Annotated in this window: 23 protein-coding genes; 7 read left to right on the forward strand and 16 right to left on the reverse strand. The window is 60.2% G+C overall.

Annotated features, from left to right (window positions below; translation table 11 throughout):
- Window positions 1-11 precede the first annotated feature (11 nt).
- From AX768_RS23105 to AX768_RS23115, 3 genes are all read right to left on the reverse strand, one after another.
- The gene (locus AX768_RS23105; RefSeq protein ID WP_082771549.1) at window positions 12-755 is read right to left on the reverse strand and encodes an RES family NAD+ phosphorylase; all 744 of its coding nucleotides are present in this window, start codon (window positions 753-755) and stop codon (window positions 12-14) included.
- Complete coding sequence (locus tag AX768_RS23110) at window positions 746-1,168, reverse strand: MbcA/ParS/Xre antitoxin family protein (RefSeq protein WP_062002488.1); 423 nt, start codon at window positions 1,166-1,168, stop codon at window positions 746-748. The genes AX768_RS23105 and AX768_RS23110 overlap by 10 nt, the downstream gene beginning before the upstream one ends.
- A gap of 93 nt (window positions 1,169-1,261) precedes the next feature.
- Complete coding sequence (locus AX768_RS23115; protein WP_062002489.1) at window positions 1,262-1,528, reverse strand: DUF2866 domain-containing protein; 267 nt, start codon at window positions 1,526-1,528, stop codon at window positions 1,262-1,264.
- A 230-nt stretch (window positions 1,529-1,758) separates the two neighbouring features.
- Between AX768_RS23115 and AX768_RS23120 the strand changes: the two genes are divergently transcribed.
- Both AX768_RS23120 and AX768_RS23125 read left to right on the forward strand, forming a co-directional pair.
- Entirely contained in the window at window positions 1,759-1,989 is a 231-nt protein-coding gene (locus AX768_RS23120; RefSeq protein WP_062002490.1) for a hypothetical protein, read from the forward strand.
- A gap of 19 nt (window positions 1,990-2,008) precedes the next feature.
- The gene (locus tag AX768_RS23125; RefSeq protein WP_155524320.1) at window positions 2,009-2,383 is read left to right on the forward strand and encodes a hypothetical protein; all 375 of its coding nucleotides are present in this window, start codon (window positions 2,009-2,011) and stop codon (window positions 2,381-2,383) included.
- A 19-nt stretch (window positions 2,384-2,402) separates the two neighbouring features.
- On the opposite strand, the gene AX768_RS23130 is transcribed toward AX768_RS23125, so the two are convergent.
- The 3 genes from AX768_RS23130 to AX768_RS23135 form a co-directional block, all read right to left on the reverse strand.
- Window positions 2,403-3,191, reverse strand: coding sequence for an SDR family NAD(P)-dependent oxidoreductase (locus AX768_RS23130; protein ID WP_062002492.1), 789 nt, complete (start codon window positions 3,189-3,191; stop codon window positions 2,403-2,405).
- A gap of 166 nt (window positions 3,192-3,357) precedes the next feature.
- Window positions 3,358-3,516, reverse strand: a complete 159-nt coding sequence (locus tag AX768_RS32145; protein ID WP_069638401.1) for a DUF3309 family protein — start codon at window positions 3,514-3,516, stop codon at window positions 3,358-3,360.
- A 300-nt stretch (window positions 3,517-3,816) separates the two neighbouring features.
- The gene (locus tag AX768_RS23135) at window positions 3,817-5,406 is read right to left on the reverse strand and encodes an inorganic phosphate transporter (RefSeq protein ID WP_062002493.1); all 1,590 of its coding nucleotides are present in this window, start codon (window positions 5,404-5,406) and stop codon (window positions 3,817-3,819) included.
- 242 nt (window positions 5,407-5,648) lie between these two features.
- On the opposite strand from AX768_RS23135, the gene AX768_RS23140 reads away from it, so the two are divergent.
- Both AX768_RS23140 and AX768_RS23145 read left to right on the forward strand, forming a co-directional pair.
- Entirely contained in the window at window positions 5,649-7,064 is a 1,416-nt protein-coding gene (locus AX768_RS23140; protein ID WP_062002494.1) for a CHAD domain-containing protein, read from the forward strand.
- Window positions 7,065-7,118: 54 nt separating this feature from the next.
- On the forward strand, window positions 7,119-7,943 hold the full coding sequence (locus AX768_RS23145; RefSeq protein WP_062002495.1) for a TOBE domain-containing protein: 825 nt from the start codon (window positions 7,119-7,121) through the stop codon (window positions 7,941-7,943).
- On the opposite strand, the gene AX768_RS23150 is transcribed toward AX768_RS23145, so the two are convergent.
- The 4 genes from AX768_RS23150 to AX768_RS23165 all read right to left on the reverse strand — a co-directional run bounded on the left by AX768_RS23150 (window position 7,906) and on the right by AX768_RS23165 (window position 10,881).
- Complete coding sequence (locus AX768_RS23150; RefSeq protein ID WP_062002496.1) at window positions 7,906-8,628, reverse strand: ABC transporter ATP-binding protein; 723 nt, start codon at window positions 8,626-8,628, stop codon at window positions 7,906-7,908. The two genes, AX768_RS23145 and AX768_RS23150, sit on opposite strands and share 38 nt — an antisense overlap.
- 1 nt (window position 8,629) lies before the next feature.
- Window positions 8,630-9,304, reverse strand: coding sequence for a molybdate ABC transporter permease subunit (gene modB / locus AX768_RS23155; protein ID WP_062002497.1), 675 nt, complete (start codon window positions 9,302-9,304; stop codon window positions 8,630-8,632).
- Between the two features lie 6 nt (window positions 9,305-9,310).
- On the reverse strand, window positions 9,311-10,060 hold the full coding sequence (gene modA, locus AX768_RS23160; protein ID WP_062003607.1) for a molybdate ABC transporter substrate-binding protein: 750 nt from the start codon (window positions 10,058-10,060) through the stop codon (window positions 9,311-9,313).
- Window positions 10,061-10,185: 125 nt separating this feature from the next.
- Window positions 10,186-10,881 carry a phosphatase PAP2 family protein gene (locus AX768_RS23165; RefSeq protein ID WP_062002498.1) on the reverse strand — a complete coding sequence of 232 codons (696 nt, stop codon included), beginning with the start codon at window positions 10,879-10,881 and terminating at the stop codon, window positions 10,186-10,188.
- Between the two features lie 270 nt (window positions 10,882-11,151).
- On the opposite strand from AX768_RS23165, the gene AX768_RS23170 reads away from it, so the two are divergent.
- Together AX768_RS23170 and AX768_RS32150 are read left to right on the forward strand one after the other, a co-directional pair.
- Entirely contained in the window at window positions 11,152-12,303 is a 1,152-nt protein-coding gene (locus AX768_RS23170; protein ID WP_062002499.1) for an extracellular catalytic domain type 1 short-chain-length polyhydroxyalkanoate depolymerase, read from the forward strand.
- Window positions 12,304-12,429: 126 nt separating this feature from the next.
- Complete coding sequence (locus AX768_RS32150; protein WP_069638402.1) at window positions 12,430-12,603, forward strand: DUF3563 family protein; 174 nt, start codon at window positions 12,430-12,432, stop codon at window positions 12,601-12,603.
- 114 nt (window positions 12,604-12,717) lie between these two features.
- Here the strand turns inward: AX768_RS32150 and AX768_RS23175 are convergent, their stop codons facing one another.
- The 5 genes from AX768_RS23175 to AX768_RS23195 all read right to left on the reverse strand — a co-directional run bounded on the left by AX768_RS23175 (window position 12,718) and on the right by AX768_RS23195 (window position 16,205).
- Window positions 12,718-13,137 carry an organic hydroperoxide resistance protein gene (locus AX768_RS23175; RefSeq protein WP_062002500.1) on the reverse strand — a complete coding sequence of 140 codons (420 nt, stop codon included), beginning with the start codon at window positions 13,135-13,137 and terminating at the stop codon, window positions 12,718-12,720.
- 144 nt (window positions 13,138-13,281) lie between these two features.
- Complete coding sequence (locus AX768_RS23180) at window positions 13,282-13,734, reverse strand: MarR family winged helix-turn-helix transcriptional regulator (protein ID WP_062003608.1); 453 nt, start codon at window positions 13,732-13,734, stop codon at window positions 13,282-13,284.
- A gap of 141 nt (window positions 13,735-13,875) precedes the next feature.
- Window positions 13,876-14,697 (reverse strand): BPSS1780 family membrane protein, encoded by an 822-nt coding sequence (locus AX768_RS23185; RefSeq protein WP_062002501.1) that lies wholly within the window; start codon window positions 14,695-14,697, stop codon window positions 13,876-13,878.
- 3 nt (window positions 14,698-14,700) lie between these two features.
- Window positions 14,701-15,678, reverse strand: a complete 978-nt coding sequence (locus tag AX768_RS23190) for a homoserine kinase (RefSeq protein ID WP_062002502.1) — start codon at window positions 15,676-15,678, stop codon at window positions 14,701-14,703.
- Between the two features lie 113 nt (window positions 15,679-15,791).
- Entirely contained in the window at window positions 15,792-16,205 is a 414-nt protein-coding gene (locus tag AX768_RS23195) for a hypothetical protein (protein WP_062002503.1), read from the reverse strand.
- A 222-nt stretch (window positions 16,206-16,427) separates the two neighbouring features.
- Here AX768_RS23195 and AX768_RS23200 point away from each other — a divergent pair, with 222 nt between their 5' ends.
- Entirely contained in the window at window positions 16,428-17,960 is a 1,533-nt protein-coding gene (locus tag AX768_RS23200) for an AMP nucleosidase (protein ID WP_062003609.1), read from the forward strand.
- A gap of 46 nt (window positions 17,961-18,006) precedes the next feature.
- On the opposite strand, the gene AX768_RS23205 is transcribed toward AX768_RS23200, so the two are convergent.
- Entirely contained in the window at window positions 18,007-18,756 is a 750-nt protein-coding gene (locus AX768_RS23205) for a TIGR00730 family Rossman fold protein (protein WP_062002504.1), read from the reverse strand.
- Window position 18,757: the final 1 nt, after the last annotated feature.

The following is an 18,757-nucleotide window of genomic DNA, read 5'->3' on the forward strand; positions in this document are numbered from 1 at the left end:
CAGCGCAAGATTCAACCGACCTTGCTCATCTCGTAGACACTGGTCACGGTCTCGCCGTCCCATTCGTATTCCAGATACGCAGCGTGGTGGCAATCGTGCAGCAAGGTCGTCCGGAATGCGGCGAGGCATTCGCCACCCTCATCCCGCACCGACGGATACGCAATACCGCGCACGCCGGCTTTGCGCGCCGCGCGTCCGAGCGCCTGCCCCGCCGCATAGTCCGATGGCGAAAGGATCTCCGGATCGAGCGAATTTTGCGTCAGGCGTCCGGCGCAGAGATCGAGCACTTCCCCATGAGCCGATACCGTGTAGAGCCGCATCTGCTGTCGCAGCGGCGCCTGCCGGGTATGCGCGAGAAAGAGCGCGGAGTGGTATCGCGTTTCTTCGATGGCAGTGCGTCTTTCGCGCGCGCAGTAAAACACGCCGTAGGTGCCGTCGGAGAAGCGGCTGCCGTTCGGATTCAGATGGGTGAACGCGGCCATGATCGGGCCGTAACCCGCGCCGAAGCGGCGTTCGTCCGACGGGACCAGGTCCAGATCGCCCAGCTCGGTTCGCAGACGGTCGTTGGTCATGGCTTCGAGCGCGTAAAGAGCATCGAAATCCTGCGGCGACGCTACGCGATCAAACAGATTGACGGCCGGAAAACGCGTCGGTATCACGCGATACGCCGGTGTCCAGTCAAATTCAGCATGCGGCCAGCGAGCACGCCAGTCGTTTTCCGCCTCTGGCACATTGGATAGATCGCTCACGCCCAGCCGCCTCGCATTGCGTCCAGATATTGCCGCACCGCCACCAGGTCGCTCACATTGCCCGCCAGCATGCGGTCGAGCGCGCGCCGTCCGCCGAAGGGCGGCGCGGTATTCGCGCGTTTGATCCAGCCATCGGACGCTTCGGGTTGGGGCAACAGGATTTGCAGCGCTTTGTAGATGCCGAGAATCAGCGAGAGCCGCTCGAGCGTGTCGCGGCCAAGGCGCGCGGTTTCCGGCGCACCTTTCCATTTGAAGAACGTTGAACGGCCGGGAGAGCCGAGCAGGACAATTTGCTCGTCGGCGGAAAGGGTCCAGTCACTCGCGATATTGAAAAACGCGCGCAGACCGGCCGCGGACATATCGGCAATGGACGGTTGGGGCGCCGATACGGGGCGCGGGACGCGTTGAGCGCGGGGCATGGGGTGAGTCTCTTTTTGAACTGAAATTCTATATTAGTCCATTTATGGACTTAATCAAGTTCTTTTGAGAATCTGCCTGCACCCACCCGCCAGTCAGATGCTTCCGTCGGAATCCGTCGGTCCGTAGCGCCGCCCGGTTATATGCGCGCGAAGCACTTCCGCAATTTCCGATGTCGTGAATTCCGCCGGCACCACGCTCAACTGGCTGCACGGATCGCTCTTGCGCGCCCATTCAACCATCCTGTACGCCTTGCCCCAGGGCCGCTCGACGGCTTCGGACAGGCGGCACTGATGCAACGGCAATGCGTGCTCGGTTTTCATCGTCGATTTGATGTTCTGAAACGATGCGCTGGCGGCCATGGCGTGTCCTCGCGTGAAAGCCCCGGTGAAAAAGGCGCCAGAGACTGGCGGTAATGAAAGCTCGCGTTTTGAAATGTGCCCTCCGACAATTAAGCGCAGCTTAAATGCGACGGGTTCACACGCATACTTCCCTTCCCACGCGAACGCCGCACGCAAGTCTCACCAAGACTTTTCTCCCGCGTGGCATTACTGTATATTCATACAGGTTGATGCTCTTGCATAGACACGAAATGAACCGTCCTGATACTGATTCTTCTGCTGAGGCCGCCGCGCTCGCGCGCTATGTGCAGGCAACGCGCGCGGTATCGGCAGCGTTCGACGCCACCCGCGCCGAACCGGAACCCGGCGCTGGCGGCGGCACGGTCGCTCTGGCGCTGCAGAGGCTTGACAGCGCCTTGCTTGAGCTCGACACATCGCAGCGCTCGCTCGACGCTATACTTTCGCGCGCTGGTGGACACTGAACAATCTGGAGCGTTTGCTGTGAGACCTGTTTTATCCGCACTTTCCTCGAACGTCGCGCTTGCTTTGCTGGCTGGTTCCATCAGTTTCGGCTCTGCCGCGGCCGTGGCTGCCGAACGTTATGTCGAAGTCTGGAATCCGCCCGAGTCGCAGTTGCATACGCCGAAGACCAGGACGCGCAGCGTCGTGTCGGCGCAAGCAAAGAAAAAGCGCAAGGGCGGACCCGCCGTCAAGCAAGTCGCCGACAGAACCACGACCCCGCCGCCGGCATTGACGGTTGCGCCTTCGGCATCTCCCTCAAGTACGGGGCACGCGAAGACCGCGCCGAAAGGGATCGATTCGTTGCCCAAGCTGCCGCCGCTGATCGGCCCGGACGGGCGCGTGCTTCGCGTGTAATTTCGGCCACCCAGTACAGTTAGAACGCCGAACGCACCACGCCGCCGTCCACGCGCAACGCCGCGCCGTTCGTGGCCGATGACGCTTCGGAACACACATACACCACCATGTTCGCGACTTCTTCGGTGGTCGCGAACCGCTTGATCAGCGAACTCGGCCGTTCAGTTTCGAAGAAGCCTTTCTCGAACTCGGCGAATGTCTTGTCGCCCATGCCTTTGGCGGCCATTTCATCAAGTCCGTCCGAGTGCGTCGGACCCGGCAACACTGCGTTCACGGTGACGCCCGTGCCCGCACAATCCTCAGCAAGTCCACGCGACAAACCCAGTTGCGCCGTCTTCGTCACGCCGTAGTGGATCATCTCCACGGGGATCTGAATCCCGCTTTCGCTGCTGATGAACACCACGCGGCCCCAGTTCTTCTCTTTCATCTTCGGCAAATACGCGCGTGAAAGACGCACGCCAGACATGACGTTGGTATCGAAGAAACGTTGCCAGTCTTCGTCCGGAATGTCGGCGAACGGCTTGGGGTCGAAGATCCCGAGGTTGTTCACGAGTACATCCACGACCGGATACTGTGCGACGACCGCCTTGACCTGGGCAGCATCGGAGAGATCGCCGGCGAAACCTTCGACATTCGCATCGGGTACGGCAGCCTTGAGCTTCGCGATGGCTTCATCCACCGACGCTTGTTTGCGTCCGTTTACGATCACATGCGCGCCTTCACGCGCAAGGCCGGTGGCGATTGCGAGGCCAATGCCTTTCGTCGATCCCGATACGAGTGCGAGTTTGCCTTCGAGATGGAGGTCCATGAAGTCGATACTCCTTGAAAAGGGTTGGCAATGTAAATCGCCCGCCGGCAGGAACGTTCCCCTGACGGCGGGCGATGACGCTATGGCCCGAACTGCAACTGCCTGCTTGCACCGCTGCGTTTGGCCGGATGCGGTAGGCGCGGCTTGTTAAGCCGCGGCCATCGAGTTATAGCCGGCCCATGAGCAGCAGCACGATCACGATGATCAGCACCACGCCCAAAATCCCGCTTGGGCCATAGCCCCAGCTACGGCTGTGCGGCCACGACGGAAATGCGCCGAGCAGCAACAGGATCAAAACCACCAGCAAGATTGTTCCGATAGTCATTCCACTTCTCCTTAATTATTGGCGTCTGCTGAAGAGTGAATGGCGATGCCGCATGCGGGGCGGCGTGGGTATCGGCGGTGGTGAAGCTTGTTGTGTCCCGCACCACCGAAACCCTCGCGATTGCCCGTTGCTTTTAGCAAGCGTTGTGCCATCGGCGCAAAGGCTTGCTGGGTATGGGTCGGGATCAAAACTCGATAGCGGCGTGGACAAAAGCCGGTCAGCGGTCGGGAAAATTTGCAAGCGCGTCGGCGGTATAAGGAAGCGCCGACGCGTGGGAGAAAAATAGCGGTGAGAGAACGCTCAGAACAACCCGCGGAAGACCCAGAACAACCCGGCCGCCAACGCGATGGAAACCGGCAACGTCAGCACCCAGGCCAGCGCCAGGCTGCGAACTGTTTTCCATTGCAATCCGGAGCCATTCGCGGCCATCGTCCCCGCCACGCCCGATGACAACACGTGCGTGGTGCTGACCGGCAGGCCGTACATGTCGGCGGCGCCGATAGTCACCATTGCGACCAGTTCCGCCGATGCGCCTTGCCCATACGTCAAATGCGTCTTGCCGATGCGCTCGCCCACCGTGACCACAATGCGCTTCCAGCCGACCATCGTGCCGAGTCCCAGTGCAACAGCGACGGCGACCTTCACCCAAGTCGGGATGAACTTGGTCGAGTGATCGAGCTGGCCTTTGTAGTTCTTCAGCACGGCGGCGTCTTCGGGCGCGAAGGCCGGCGCATTCTGCTTGTCCATCAGGCGCAGCGCTTCGGAGCTCACGTACATGTTGTTGCGCACGTTGCCCACGATGTTTTGCGGCACGGTCGCCATGGAATCGGAGGTACCGACTTGCCCGTCGATGATATCGGTGAGCTGTTTCAACGCGACGATCGTATTCGGCTCGACCGTCTTGGTCTGCACGTAATGCTGCACGATAGCGCGCGGATCGGCGACCGGCGCGGCGCCGTTCGTGTACTTGCCGAGCACTTCGGATGCGTGATGACCGACCGACAGGAAGGTTTGCGTCTCGGCGGGTGTGACCGCCTTGTTCAGCGCGTACGCTGTCGGCACCGTCCCGATCAGGATCAACATGATGAGGCCCATGCCTTTCTGACCGTCGTTGGAACCGTGCGCAAACGAAACGCCGGTGCAGGTAAGGATCAGCAGGCATCGGATCCAGAAGGGCGGCGGCGTGTTTTTCTTGGGCTCCTTATAAAGCGCGGGAACACGCACAACGAGCTTCATGATGTAGAGCAGCAGGCCGGCCAGCACAAAACCGATCAACGGCGAAAACAGCAGCGATTTGCCGACCGCGAGCGCCTGGCCCCAGTCCACGCCCGATGTACCCGACGTGCCGTGCAGCATCTGGTTCATCAGCCCGACGCCAATCACCGATCCGATCAGCGTATGCGAGCTCGACGATGGAATCCCCACCGCCCACGTCCCGAGGTTCCAGATGATCGCGGCGATCAGCAGGGCGAAGACCATCGCGAATCCCTGCGATGTCCCCACGCCCAGGATCAGCTCCACGGGCAGCAGTTGCAGGATGCCGAACGCGACCGCACCGCTCGATACCAGCACACCCAGGAAATTCCACGCGCCCGACCAGACGACCGCGAGATTCGGCGCGAGCGAGTGTGTGTAGATGACGGTGGCGACGGCGTTGGCGGTATCGTGGAAGCCATTTACGAATTCAAAGCCGAGGGCAATCATCAGTGCTACGCCGAGCAGGACGTAAGGCAATATGGATGACTGCTGGACTGATTCCAGGTCGTGCAGCAAGTGCGTGACGCAATAGATGATGCCGCCGGCAATCACGACCAGGAACAGCGGCATGCTCAGCCGTCGTCCGAGCGTTCGTCCCTGCGTGTTGTTATCGGGAAGGGTCAAGTCAGGCATGTAACGTCCTTTGTGCTGGGCTGCGCGTGAAGCGGCGGGTTAGCGTGCTGATGGTGTAAATCGGCGATGCGAGGCGTTGTTTCTTGATTCGTTCAAGCGGCATCTGGCAGTGACGTTGCTCATGTTTGCACGCGCTTTATTGCGTTTTGATGACAGTGGCGAGCATTGAAATTCGTCTGAATTGAAAAGCGCGGCGTGGGATTTGCTGCCTTATCAAGTGTCGCGTTCATGGTGGAGAACTTATGTTGCAACTTGTCGAGTTGGTGATGATTTCCCATGACGTTTCAAACACGCCGCCCGATAAGGCGCTGTCGGAGCTGGGTTCGTTTTCGAGCGCAAGTCGTTCTGGCTTCATGTTGCAGACGCAAAAAGTCGAAGCGGATTTGCACGGCTGGGAAGTGAGCATCGAAACGCGCGGAGAACGGAAGGTGTTTGTGGCGAGTCATCGTGAATGGCCGTTTGTCCGGCGCGTTGAAGCTGCGCCCGACGCGCAAGATGATCTGCGGTCGTGGATCGCGTCGGAAGAGGGGCTTGCCGATCTGCAGAAAATACTCGGCGACAGCGACGTCGTTCTCGGCGAAGTCTCCAAAGTGGAAGCAAGCGAATGGAACACATCGGACGCGATTCGCGCGACGCTCCAGCCAAACCCGAACGGCTCCACGACGTTGACGCTGGCAGCCACGCCTGAATCACGTGAAGCGCTTTACGCCGTCGCGCATGAGATCACGAAGACGCTGCCGTTCGTGATCGCGCCTGTTCATATCGATCCCGCCGCGCTAGAACCGGTCAAAGCCGCCAAGCTGAAATTGCCGCGCCACGCCACGCCAACCGATGCCTTCGCCGAGATCGGCAAGTCGGTGGCGGCGCATTGGTTCGGCAACGACGCGGCATCGCGCGGCGGACTGGAACCTGAGCACGTGCATCAATTGCGCGTGGCGCAGCGCCGCCTCAAAACTGCGCTCAAACTTTTCCCCGAATGGATCGATGAAACCTGGAACACGCAGATCGCGCCCGACTTGAGATGGTTTGGCGATCTGCTCGCCGATGCCCGCGACTGGGATGTGTTCGCCGATACCACGCTCGCCACCTACGCCGTAGCCGATGACGAACATAGCCAGGATTCCTGGTCGAGGCCAAAACACGCCGCCGATGCAAACCGCATGGCCGCGCGCCAGCGCCTGCAGGACGCGATGAACTCGCCGCGTTACGCGAGTCTCGCGTTATCGTTCGTGCAATGGTTCAGCGCGCTCGAAGCGCCGCCCGAACTCGCGCATAGAACGCTCGCGGAGCATGCGCAGAAGCGGATCGCCAAGCATTATCGGAAGATCGAGCGTGCGCCGGATCTGACCACCATCAGTGCCCCCACGCGGCACAAGGTCCGTATCCATGCAAAGCGTTTGCGGTACGCGCTGGAATTTTTCCGCTCGATCGTCACGCGATCCACGCGCAAGCATGTCGAAAAGGCGCTGGGCAATCTGCAAAGCGTCTTAGGCGACGGCAACGACGCAGCCGTCGCCGCGCAACGTCTTGCATCCCTGGAAGAAGCCGATGATTTCCAGAAGGGACTGGCGAAGGGCTTCGCGGTCGCGGCCCAGCAAATGCACGCCGCCGAAGGCGAGCGTATCCTGCGCAAAATAAAAAAGCCGCGCGTCAGCTGACTTTTAGGCATCCAATATAATCGCCGTACTCTATAACCAGCCTTCGACGCAGCCATGACCCAGGAAACGCCTGATAAGCCGAACGAGTCCATCGAAGTCGGCGGCGCCGTGTGGTTTCGCAGCGGCAACGAAACACTGGGCGGGGCGGCGCGCATTGCATTGCTGGCGGCCATCCGTCAAACCGGTTCGATCACGGGCGCGGCCAAGGCGGTCGGGATGAGCTACAAGGCCGCATGGGATGCCATCGATGCCATGAACAACCTGGCCGGCGCCGCACTCGTCGTGCGTGCAGCGGGCGGCAAGGGTGGCGGCGGAACGACGCTGACGCCGAAGGGGCTGAAGCTGATCAGTACATATGGCGCCATCGAACGTGAACATCGGCTGTTCCTCGAACGCGCGGGCGCGGCAATAGAAGGCTTCGAGCAGGACTGGCAACTCATCGGACGGATCGGCATGAAAACCAGTGCGCGCAACCAATTATTCGGCACGGTCAGGAAGATCACGCGCGGCGCCGTCAACGACGAAATCGAACTCGCGCTCTCGGGCGGCCAGTCGATCGTTGCCGTCGTCACGCACGAAAGCACCGAATCGCTTGGTCTTAAAGAAGGCTGCGACGCGTTTGCTTTGGTGAAAGCATCGTGGGTGATCCTGATGGCGGATGAACCTGTCCGGATCTCGGCGCGCAATCAGTTGAAGGGCCGGGTCTCGAAGGTGACGCGCGGCGCGGTAAACGCGGAAGTGTCGCTGGCGCTCGATGACTCGACCACGGTCACCGCCGTCATCACCAATGGAAGCGTCGAGACGCTCGGGCTGGCAGAAGGGCAGAGCGCCATCGCGGCGTTCAAGGCGTCGAGCGTGATACTCGGTGTGACGGGTTGAGCTCGTTGCTACCGTCGTGAATCTGCACGATACCCTCGCGCAGATTCACCACCTGATCGCCGAACATGGCGACATCGTCGGGATCGTGCGTGATGAGCACCATGGGAATATCGAGCCGGCTTTGCAGGTCGGCGAGTTCCTGACGCATGCGCTGGCGCAACGCCATGTCGAGTGCGGAGAAGGGCTCGTCGAGCAACAGCAGTTGCGGATGTGGAATCAGCGCCCGGGCCAGCGCCACGCGTTGCTTCTGCCCGCCCGATAACTGCCCCGGATACTGACGCGCGACCGGCTTCAGGTCGAACGCGTTCAGCCAGTAGTCGATATCGGCATGCGCCACGTGCTTCGATGGATTCCACCAGCCGCGCTTCAGCCCAAATGCAATGTTCTGCCGCACGTTCAGGTGCGGGAAAAGCGCGTAGTCCTGGAACAGATACGCGATGCGCCGCGCTTGCGGTGTCAGGTCGATACCCTTGGTTGTATCGAGCAGCGTGGTGCCGTTCAGCACGATCTCGCCTTCGTCCAGATGGATCAATCCGGCGATGGCCTGCAACGTCAGGCTTTTCCCTGCGCCCGAAGGTCCGAACAGCACGATGCGCTGACTCGTGGAACGGAATGAGACGTCAAGCAGGAAATCACGCTCGGGCGTGATGAAATGCTTGCGCAAATGCACGGAAAGGGCCGTCATCTCAGCGCACCGATGCCGTCGAGCGCTGCGGCAACAATCGCCCCGCCGCGAGCAGGATCACCACGCACGTCACCGATGTCACGATCACGAGGACGTTCGCCGTGGTGTCATCGCCGGCTTGCACGGCGGCGTACACCGCGACCGAAAGCGTCTGCGTCCTGCCCGGCAGGTTCCCCGCGATCATCAGCGTGGCGCCGAATTCGCCGAGCGCCCGCGCAAAAGCGAGCAACGCGCCGGCCAGGATGCCGCGTGCGGCAAGCGGCAACGTGACGCGAAAAAATACGGCAGTTTCATTGATGCCGAGCGTTCGGGCGGCGCGCTCGAATTGCGGATCGACGGCTTCAAACGCGGTACGGGCCGATTTCAGCACGAGCGGAAACGCGACCACCGCCGACGCGATCACGGCGCCCTGCCAGGTGAACACCAACTGGATATCGAACTTGTCGAGCCACGCGCCGATCACGCCGCGCCGGCCGAGCAGCACCAGCAGGTAATACCCCAGCACCGTGGGCGGCATGACAAGCGGCAGTGTCAGCAACGAATCGACAAGCTCACGCGCCGACGACCGCCAGCGCGACAAGCCGAACGCCACCGCGACGCCAAGCACGACGTCGATCGCCGTGGCCCATCCCGCCACTTTCAGCGATAACAACAGCGGTATCCACGCGTGCTCCATGAAGATTTACTTTACTGGCGGCTTGAAGCCGAATTGCGCGAGCGTCTTCTGACCTTCCGGCGACAACACATACGCAATGAACGATTGCGCGTCGGCGGCATGCTTGCTTTGCGCGACTTGCGCGATCGGATAGGTGATCGATGTTTGCGTCGGCACGGTCAGCGCCACTTTCACGCGCTCGGGCATCACAGCGGCGTCCGTGCTGAACACGAACCCCGCGTCCACTTCGCCGCGCGCCACATAGTCCAAGCTTTGGCGCACGTTCGCCGCAAGCACGCCCTTCGCGCTGACCGCGTCCCAAGCGCCCGCGTCCTTGAGCGCGCCTTCCGTGTAACGGCCAACCGGTACCGACGCCGGGTCGCCGTAAGCGACCCGTTTCACGCTGGCTTCGGTGAGGTCCTTCACGGCGGCCGGCGCGAACGCGCTGTCCTTCGGCACGATCAACACAAGCGAATTCGCGGCAAAGTCACGGCGTGATTCGGTGGCGATCACTTTTTCCTGGATGGCCTTGTCCATTGCTTTCTGATCGGCCGATGCGAAGACATCGGCGGGCGCACCCTTCACGATCTGCTGCATCAGCACGTCGGACGCGCCGAAATTCATCAGGACCTTCGTGCCGGGATGCTGCTTTTCGTACGATTCGCCAATCGCCTTGAACGCGTTGGTCAGGCTAGCCGCTGCGGAGACGACGATTTCATCGGCATGGGCGGCGCTTTGCAACGCAATGGAAGAAGCGGCGAGGACGACAGCGATCAGCGATGGTTTGAATTTGAACACGATGGCCAGGGCGAAATGAACGGAAAGCGCATCGTAATATATTCGCGGCTATAACGGGAAGCTCGCGCTCAATTGATGCTCGATTCATACCCGTCCCGGCGCGATCAGGATTCGGTTGGACCACCGAACCGGACATCGATATGCCTTGCCGGCGCGGCGGCCGGCTTGTCGTATTGGCCGGCTTTCCAGCGCGCCCGGATAAACGGCTGATCGCGGCCGGACAACTGCAGCGCGATGTCGGTAATCCAGCGCTGCGTGGGAACCGGGATCCCGTGCAGCACCACCGCGACGATCGCGAGACTTACCGCGACAGGTGCGGGAGACAACTTGCCTGATTCCGCACGCCACGCATAAGCCACGAAGAGAAGCGCTGTCAGCGCGCCGAGCCCGCAACCAGTGACGACTTCCGAGAGCGAATGCGCATTCAGAAGGATGCGTGACACGCCGACCACGATTCCAATCAGCAGTCCAAGGACGACGCCGAGCGCTCGAACCCATTGCCGCTCCGGCAGGCAAGCAACGAACAACGCGACCGGCAGTACCGCCGATGAAATCATTGCGTGGCCGCTGATTCCTGTGAAATCCAGTTCGCGCACGCCGATGCCCCAGCCCATGAACGCCAGTTTGGTAAGAAAAACAAGACCGCTTGCGCCGCCGAGCACGAGAAGCCAGCACGCGGCGTAGCGCCACGGATATCCAAGCGCAAGCCAGACGGCTACGACGATAGCAAGCGGAATCATTACGCCGACACTTCCGACGGACGTAATGGAGAGCCAGAGTGATAGTGGCAAGTCAGGCATGAAGTTTGTTCTGCAAAGCGGAAAAAGCAGACATTATAACCGTCAGCCCATCTCCTAAACTTATTGCAGTGATCCTCGAGACTGACGGAGATGAAACACAAAATCGGCTAAATCGCCTTCTTCGTATGGCCAAATATCAACAATACGCAGCAAGGTGAAATTCTGTGTCGCGCGCAAGTCTTTCGAATAAATGCTATTGTGCACTGCACAACATCCGTCATTCCTGTTGGGTTTGACGGCCGACTTATCAAGTGCGCGGGATCTGATTCGATGCCTAAAAGTCTGACAAAATTGTGGCTGAAAGGCTTGAAACGCCTGGTCGCTACACAAATTGCGCCGTCAAGAACGCCCAAGCCGCGGACGTCGACTCGGCCGGTGATTCCCAAGGCCGCAAAATCCGCGGCAAGCCCGAAGCCTGCGGTCAGGCCGCGCACGCCAGTAAAGGCCCGAGCCGAGCGTGAGTCGCGCGTGCGGCCGCGTGCATCGGCATGGGCGGCGGGGAAATGGACCCGTTCGTTCCATTCGGCGCCCCCGGCTGCCGGCCGTTTCGTGAACCATCTGGCATACGCATTGTATTTGCCGGCTAATGCTGCCGCTGCACCCATGCCGCTGCTGGTGATGATGCACGGCTGCCAGCAATCGGCCGAAGACTTGGCGCAAGGCACGCGCGTCAACTTGCTGGCCGACCAATACGGCTTTGCAGTCTTGTACCCGGAGCAGTCGAAAACTGCGCATGTGCATCGTTGCTGGCACTGGTACGAGGAATCGGCGGTATCGGGCGGTGGCGAGGCGGCGTCGGTCGTTTCGCTCGTGCGTGAAATCGTCGCGCAGCACGACGTGGACAGCGAACGCATTTACCTCGCTGGAATGTCGGCCGGGGCGGGGCTTGCGGCCATGCTCGCGGTCAAATATCCGTCGGTTTTCGCGGCAGTGGGACTGCACTCCGGCGTGGTATTCGGCGCTGCGAAATCCGGCATCGATGCAATGGACATCATGCGGCGGGGCTCACGCAAAGACCCGGTGGCGCTGATCGACGCAGCCACCGATGTTGCCCGCTATCCCGGCATGCCGACCGTGATCGTTCATGGCGAGCTGGATTCTGTGGTTTCGAAGGTCAACGCCGAGCAACTGACGGCGGAATTCCTGCGTCTGAATCGCTTTACCGATGCCACCGGCGCGTGGCGCAGCGGCGAGCGCCGTGAAGAAATGCAGCCCGAAGGCGTATTCACGGATTACGTGAAAAACGGCCGGCGAGTGGTGCGGACGTGCATTGTGCGCGGCCTCGGGCATGCCTGGAGTGGCGGCGACGACACCGTGCCGTTCCATTCGGCGAAAGGTCCGGATGCTTCAGCCATGCTCTGGGAATTCTTCAAGCATCAGCGACGCGTGCAGGCAACGGTTCGGGACGAGACGCTCGCCTAGAGCAAGTGTTGTAAAAAAGTCTTTTGCGTCAAAGGTTCTTTTGAATACTTGCCCGTGACTAGGGATTACCCTATACTTCGTTCAAGCACTAGGTAATTACCCCTATATCACCAAGCGAGGTTCACCATGTATCTGCTCAGCCGCCTCTTTCTGTTCCTGACGAAATCCGCCGACCAGCGTGACAAGGAGCGTAACGACGCTTACCTGGCCGAAGCCACGGACATTTACGACCTCGAGTACCGCATGAAGAAGCTGGATCGTCGCGCATCGGCACGTCATCCTTCGTGGCTCGCGCAATAATTCGACCGTCGTAAGAAGTACATGCAGGGCTCGGTACGCCGAAAACGGCGTTTATCGAGGCAAAAAAATGCCGGCGCTCGTGGCCGGCATTTTTGCGTTCTGGCGCTGTAACACTCAGGCCAGCTTGACGCGCACGTCCACGTTACCGCGCGTTGCGTTCGAGTACGGGCAGACCTGGTGAGCGGTATCGACCAGTGTTTGAGCATCGGCCGCGTCCATTCCTGGCAACGAAACACGCAGCTCAATATCCAGTGCGAAACCGCCCTTGTCATTTGGGCCCACGCCAACATCCGCGGAAACGGTTGTATCGGCGGGAATGGTCTTCTTCTGCTGACCGGCAACAAACTTCATCGCGCTCAGGAAACAGGCCGAATAGCCGGCCGCAAACAGTTGCTCGGGGTTCGTGCCCTCGGCACCCGCGCCGCCGAGTTCTTTCGGCGCACTCAACTTCACATCCAGATTCTTGTCCGACGATACTGCCCGGCCATCGCGACCACCCGTGCTCGTTGCGTGTGCAGTGTAAAGGACGCTCATGATCTTCTCCTGTTCAATGGTTGCCGCTCGGCGGCAGAAAGGGTTTTTGGAACTGCGCTAACCACGGGGATAAATATAGCGCGCTAATCATTAGTGTGCAAATTAAATTGGCGCTTGGAGCGATTGGTATTTGCTATCGATTTGTTAAGTCTCGTTGTGTTCCATCAGCGATGAACGCAATTGCATGAGTTCGTCGCGCAATTTGAGCAGGCGGTCAGCGTCGGATCCGGCCGCACAGTAGATCTCGCCGGGAATGCCTCGAATCGATTTTTTGAGCGCGCGGCCTTCATCGGTGAGATGAATGTGAACCTGCCGTTCGTCCTCTGTGCTGCGCACCCGTTTCACGAAACCTTGTGCTTCGAGTCGCTTAAGCAAGGGCGTCATGGTCGCTGAATCCAGACTCAGCCGTTCGGCCATCTGCTTGACGGTCAGCGCGTCGCCTTCCCAGAGCACGAGCATCGTCAGGTACTGGGGATAGGTCAGTCCGACCTTTTCCAGCAGCGGCTTGTAGGTCTTTGTCATCGCGAGCGAAGTGGAGTAGAGCGCGAAGCAAAGCTGGGCGTCGAGTTCAAGCGGAATGTGCGGAGCAGAAGTCATGGCGATCGGTTTACTGCGCTTTTGGGACGATACATAATGATACTGCATGCGAATCGTTAGTGCACGAAGCAAATGGAAAGAGCGAAAAAAACGCCGGTGACCTCGACAGTTACCGGCGTTTTTTTTACGCTTCGATGCGTTTCAGGCCGTGGGTCCCGACAGATCGGGAATGTCGTCGGCCGGGTCTTCCGACTGCAGGCCGAAACAGCCGCGATACGTCGCGTAGAACGAGCAATACAGCGCGGTGGTGACCAGGATGGACGCCGGCATCAGTACGGCCAGCGCCATTTCCTGCCCGACGCCTAATACCTGCATCAATGCGCTCAATCCAAACGATACCGCCAGCGCCACGCCAATCCACAGCGCGCCATATAGTACAAACGCCCCACGATTGCGCCAGCAGCCGATAAAGCTGAAAAACAGTGCCTTGGCCGGCGGGACGTCGTGCCACGCGACGAGAATCGGCGCAAACCAGAACAGCATGGCGACCGGGATGTAGCACGCCATTGCAACCAGGACCGCGAGCGGATTGAAGCTTGCCGCAATGGTTTCGGGGTCGCCGGCCGGCCCATTGCCGATCATCAGGTTGAGCAGCACGCCGTCATCGACGAGCGCCGACAATGCAAACACCACGCCCATCGCGACGACATACGCCACGCCCAGCAAGAGCAGCCGCCGCGCGACGATCTGTCCGTACGATCGGAAACCATCGACCAGCACGGTCGGCCAGACCGGTTTTTTGGCGATGGTATTGCGGCAAGCGGCCATGAATCCCACCGCGACGCCTGGTATCAGCAGCAGCGGCAGCACCGGGCCGACCACGGGCAGCCGCGAGATCAGCGTCATGGCGAACAAATAGGCGAAGAACACCGTGAGAAACGCGAGGGGATTCCGGCGAAACAGCCAGACGCCCTGGCGGAACCATACATAACCGGTTTTAGCGGGGACTTCGATCAAATGCATTGATTAATTACCGTCGGCGGGAGGGGGCGCAGTTTTGATGCGCTCGCGCAAAATGCGTTCGAAGTGGCCAGGATCATGCGGTTTGAGCATTTCGGCTTCGCGCGGCCGATAAAAGTCGTATAGGCGCGATACCCAGAAACGCAAGGCGCCCGCGCGCAGCATGTCGCTCCAATGGTGTTCTTCGGCCGGCGTGAACGGACGCACCGTCTGATACGCGCGCAACAGCGCGTCGGTACGCGCGGTATCGAGTGCGCCGGTAGCGAGATCGACACACCAGTCGTTCACGCAGACGGCGACATCGAAAAGCCATTTGTCGTTGCCGGCAAAATAAAAGTCGAAAAAGCCGCCAAGACGCGTTTCGTCTGCCGTGGGATGCGCGAACAACACGTTGTCGCGGAACAGGTCGCAGTGGCACGGGCCTTCGGGCATGGCAGTGTATTCAGCCGATGCAAAAAAGGCCGCCTGATGCGCGAGTTCATTGGTAATCAGCGCGCGCTGCTCGGCGGTGAGGTGCGGCAGCACAGCCGGTACGTTGTCCTGCCACCATGCAAGGCTGCGCAGATTTGGCTGATACGTCGCGAAATCACGCCCCGCGAGATGAAGCCGCGCCAGCATGTGGCCCACTTCGATACAGTGCGCCGGACCCGGCGACAACTCCGGCGCGCCATCGAGTTTCGTCACGATAGTGGCCGGCTTGCCGTTAAGCGTGCCAAACAACGCGCCATCACGACGCGGCATGGGGTCCGGAACGGGCACCGCATGTGACGCCAGATGCCGCATCAGATCGAGATAAAACGGCAATTGCGTGGCCGTCAGATTTTCGAAGAGAGTGAGGACGTACGCGCCGCGCGTGGTCGTCAGGAAGAAGTTGCTGTTCTCGATACCGGATGCAATGCCACGGAAATCGGTGACTTCGCCGAGTTCGTAGTTCTGGAGCCAGTCGGTGAGCTGGGAATCGGAGACAGCAGTGAATACGGCCATGCGGGAGAACGTCGGTGAAGTTGAAGGGCGCGCGGACCGGCGTACGGATCAGTGGCGGGGACAGCGGCGAACGCCGTGCATAGGCTTGAACGCAGCCCGGCGGTCATGAAAGCTCAGTAGGTCAGGTTCCACGACGGCAGGCGCGTGCTTGCCTTGCCGTTGTCGCGCACGGTCGGCGACGTGTCCGCAGGCGCACTCATCTGATAACGCGTGCCGAAATTCGAACGCACGTTGATTTCAACGGGTTTGCCCTTGTCGCGGTATTCGGTGATCTCGGTGCCGTTCGTGCTCGTCTCGTGATAGCTCGGCAGGCGCGGCGGCGAGATTTCGACTTTCGAGCTGGCTTCCGCGGCCGGGCGGTTGATCGCCTTCAGGTCGGGCAAGCCGGCATTCTCTTCAGGCGACATGACGTGCGCCGGAGTTGCATCCGTCGCGGGCGCCGGCTGAGCGGGCAGGCTCTGCGCGTGAGCACTGATGCTGGCTGCGGCAATAACAGCCGCGATGGCGACAGATTGAAGCGACTTCATGATGTTTCTCCAGATGAGTCCCCGAATTTTAGCAAAACGCACCAGCTTGAGGGACGTTAAGGGGGAATTGAACCGTCGCAAAAGCCTCATTTTGCGCTGGTTTCAAATAAAGCACGGCGTTGTGAGGCGATGTGTTGAAGAAACGCATCGGCGGGAGGGGTGTTCATGGGCGTGTTGTTCTTCCGTGTTAATGTCGATTCATCACAAGAGCGCATGAAGAACATGACAAACGACCGGACTCAAGCCACTCATTCCACTCCCGCCAGCAACTTCCCCACGGAATCGTTCGATGACCCCGTGGCAGCGGTCGCGCGGGTATCGGCCATCTATGAAGCCAACACCGGTTTCCTGCGCGACGCCTTTGCCCGATATCGGAAAAACGAGCCGTTTTCGCATCGCGTGCGTGCGTGTTATCCGTTCGTGCGCGTGCGCACCGAGCTGAATACGCAGATCGATTCACGTCGTTCGTACGGCTTCGTCGCGGGGCCGGGGATCTTCGAAACCACGCTGACGCGGCCGGATATGTTCGGCGACTACTATCGCGAGCAATTGCGGCTGCTTGCCAAGAACCATCATGTCGGGATCGAAGTGGGGGTGTCGGCGCAGCCCATTCCCATTCACTTCGCGTTTGCCGAAGGCATTCACCTGGAAGGCGACTTGGATCGCGACAGGCTGCTCGCCATGCGTAACATCTTCGATATGCCCGATCTCGCGCTGCTCGACGACCGAATCGTGAACGGCACGTACGAACCGGGTCCGGGCGAGCCGCATCCGCTCGCGCTGTTCACGGCGGCGCGCGTGGATTTCTCGTTGCATCGGCTGAAGCACTACACCGCGACTTCGCCCACGCATGTGCAAAACTACGTGCTTTATACGAACTACCAGTTTTATATCGATGAATTCGTGAAGCTCGGCCGCAAGATCATGTCCAAAACGGACGATGAAGAAACGCGGAAGTACCGCAGCGAATACACATCGTTCGTCGAACCGGGCGATGTGATTACGGGTAATGAAAACCTGGGCGGCGTACAGGAAGAGCTCCAAGGTGTCGCGCCCGCGCGTCTGCCGCAAATGCCGGCGTATCACCTGAAACGCGCCGATGGCAGCGGCATCACGATGATCAACATTGGCGTGGGGCCATCGAACGCGAAGACGATCACGGACCACATTGCCGTGCTGCGTCCGCATGCGTGGATCATGCTCGGGCATTGCGCGGGATTGCGGAACACGCAGCGCCTGGGCGACTACGTGCTCGCGCACGGTTATGTGCGCGAGGACCATGTGCTCGATGCCGACTTGCCGTTATGGATTCCGATTCCCGCCTTGGCCGAAGTCCAGGTCGCGCTCGAAAAAGCCGTGGCGCAAGTGACCAAGCTCGAAGGCGTGGACCTGAAGCATGTGATGCGTACCGGCACGGTCGCGAGCGTGGATAACCGCAACTGGGAATTGCGCGATCACCGCGAGCCGGTGCAGCGCCTATCGCAAAGCCGCGCCATTGCGCTGGATATGGAAAGCGCGACCATCGCGGCGAATGGATTCAGGTTTCGCGTGCCGTACGGAACGCTGCTCTGCGTCTCCGACAAACCCCTGCACGGCGAACTGAAACTGCCCGGCATGGCGGACCAGTTTTACCGCGCGCAAGTGGATCAGCATTTGCAGATCGGCGTGATGGCCATGGAGTTGCTGCGCATGAACGGGCTGTCGAAGTTGCATAGCCGGAAGTTGCGCGGCTTTGCCGAGGTGGCATTCCAGTAACGCAAAAAGCGGCTCCCGAAGGAGCCGCTTTCAACCTGCCAGGCCTTCAAAGATAGAACATCCGGTCTTCGTCGGACTTCCCTTCGGCGGGCTGTTCTTCCGCGGTCTCACGATCTTCGTAGAACTGCAGCACCGCTTCTAGCACCTGGTCCGGATCGTCGATAACCTGCATCAAGTCCAGATCCTTCTCGCTGATCACGCCGGTCGGAACCAGTGTGTTGCGGAACCACGAGAGCAGGCCTTCCCAGAACTCGGCGCCCACCAGCACGATGGGCACGTGCCGCGACTTCTTCGTCTGGATCAGCGTGAGCACTTCGGCCATTTCGTCGAGCGTGCCGAACCCGCCGGGCATGACGACCACCGCGTCCGAATTCTTTACGAACGTGACCTTGCGCGTGAAGAAGTGACGGAACCGCAGCGAGATATCTTGCCACTGGTTGCCCGACTGCTCGTGCGGCAACTCGATGTTCAAACCGACCGACGGCGACTTGCCCGCATGCGCGCCCTTGTTCGCGGCTTCCATGATGCCGGGACCGCCGCCGGAGATCACGGCGAAGCCCGCGTCAGAAAATTTCTGCGCGATTTCTATGGTGAGCTTGTAGTACGGCGACTCAGGTTTCAGGCGCGCCGAACCATAGATGCTGATGGCAGGGCGGATCTCGGAGAGGTACTCGGTCGCCTCGATAAACTCTGCCATAATCGTGAACATCTGCCACGATGCGCGAGCCTTCTTGGCCGTCGCGCGCTCTTGATCTGCGAGCGATCGCAGACTCGGAATCACTTTTCTTTTGTTCATA

Origin of the sequence: Burkholderia sp. PAMC 28687 (assembly GCF_001577465.1) — a bacterium.
GTDB lineage: Bacteria > Pseudomonadota > Gammaproteobacteria > Burkholderiales > Burkholderiaceae > Caballeronia.

Coding starts and splice junctions, on each gene's coding strand:
- AX768_RS23110 (WP_062002488.1), bottom strand. CDS start 1,168: ATGCCCCGCGCTCAACGCGTCCCGCGCCCCGTATCGGCGCCCCAACCG.
- AX768_RS23115 (WP_062002489.1), bottom strand. CDS start 1,528: ATGGCCGCCAGCGCATCGTTTCAGAACATCAAATCGACGATGAAAACC.
- AX768_RS23120 (WP_062002490.1), top strand. CDS start 1,759: ATGAACCGTCCTGATACTGATTCTTCTGCTGAGGCCGCCGCGCTCGCG.
- AX768_RS23130 (WP_062002492.1), bottom strand. CDS start 3,191: ATGGACCTCCATCTCGAAGGCAAACTCGCACTCGTATCGGGATCGACG.
- AX768_RS32145 (WP_069638401.1), bottom strand. CDS start 3,516: ATGACTATCGGAACAATCTTGCTGGTGGTTTTGATCCTGTTGCTGCTC.
- AX768_RS23135 (WP_062002493.1), bottom strand. CDS start 5,406: ATGCCTGACTTGACCCTTCCCGATAACAACACGCAGGGACGAACGCTC.
- AX768_RS23140 (WP_062002494.1), top strand. CDS start 5,649: ATGTTGCAACTTGTCGAGTTGGTGATGATTTCCCATGACGTTTCAAAC.
- AX768_RS23145 (WP_062002495.1), top strand. CDS start 7,119: ATGACCCAGGAAACGCCTGATAAGCCGAACGAGTCCATCGAAGTCGGC.
- AX768_RS23150 (WP_062002496.1), bottom strand. CDS start 8,628: ATGACGGCCCTTTCCGTGCATTTGCGCAAGCATTTCATCACGCCCGAG.
- modB (WP_062002497.1), bottom strand. CDS start 9,304: ATGGAGCACGCGTGGATACCGCTGTTGTTATCGCTGAAAGTGGCGGGA.
- AX768_RS23165 (WP_062002498.1), bottom strand. CDS start 10,881: ATGCCTGACTTGCCACTATCACTCTGGCTCTCCATTACGTCCGTCGGA.
- AX768_RS23170 (WP_062002499.1), top strand. CDS start 11,152: ATGCCTAAAAGTCTGACAAAATTGTGGCTGAAAGGCTTGAAACGCCTG.
- AX768_RS32150 (WP_069638402.1), top strand. CDS start 12,430: ATGTATCTGCTCAGCCGCCTCTTTCTGTTCCTGACGAAATCCGCCGAC.
- AX768_RS23175 (WP_062002500.1), bottom strand. CDS start 13,137: ATGAGCGTCCTTTACACTGCACACGCAACGAGCACGGGTGGTCGCGAT.
- AX768_RS23180 (WP_062003608.1), bottom strand. CDS start 13,734: ATGACTTCTGCTCCGCACATTCCGCTTGAACTCGACGCCCAGCTTTGC.
- AX768_RS23185 (WP_062002501.1), bottom strand. CDS start 14,697: ATGCATTTGATCGAAGTCCCCGCTAAAACCGGTTATGTATGGTTCCGC.
- AX768_RS23190 (WP_062002502.1), bottom strand. CDS start 15,678: ATGGCCGTATTCACTGCTGTCTCCGATTCCCAGCTCACCGACTGGCTC.
- AX768_RS23195 (WP_062002503.1), bottom strand. CDS start 16,205: ATGAAGTCGCTTCAATCTGTCGCCATCGCGGCTGTTATTGCCGCAGCC.
- AX768_RS23200 (WP_062003609.1), top strand. CDS start 16,428: ATGACAAACGACCGGACTCAAGCCACTCATTCCACTCCCGCCAGCAAC.
- AX768_RS23205 (WP_062002504.1), bottom strand. CDS start 18,756: ATGAACAAAAGAAAAGTGATTCCGAGTCTGCGATCGCTCGCAGATCAA.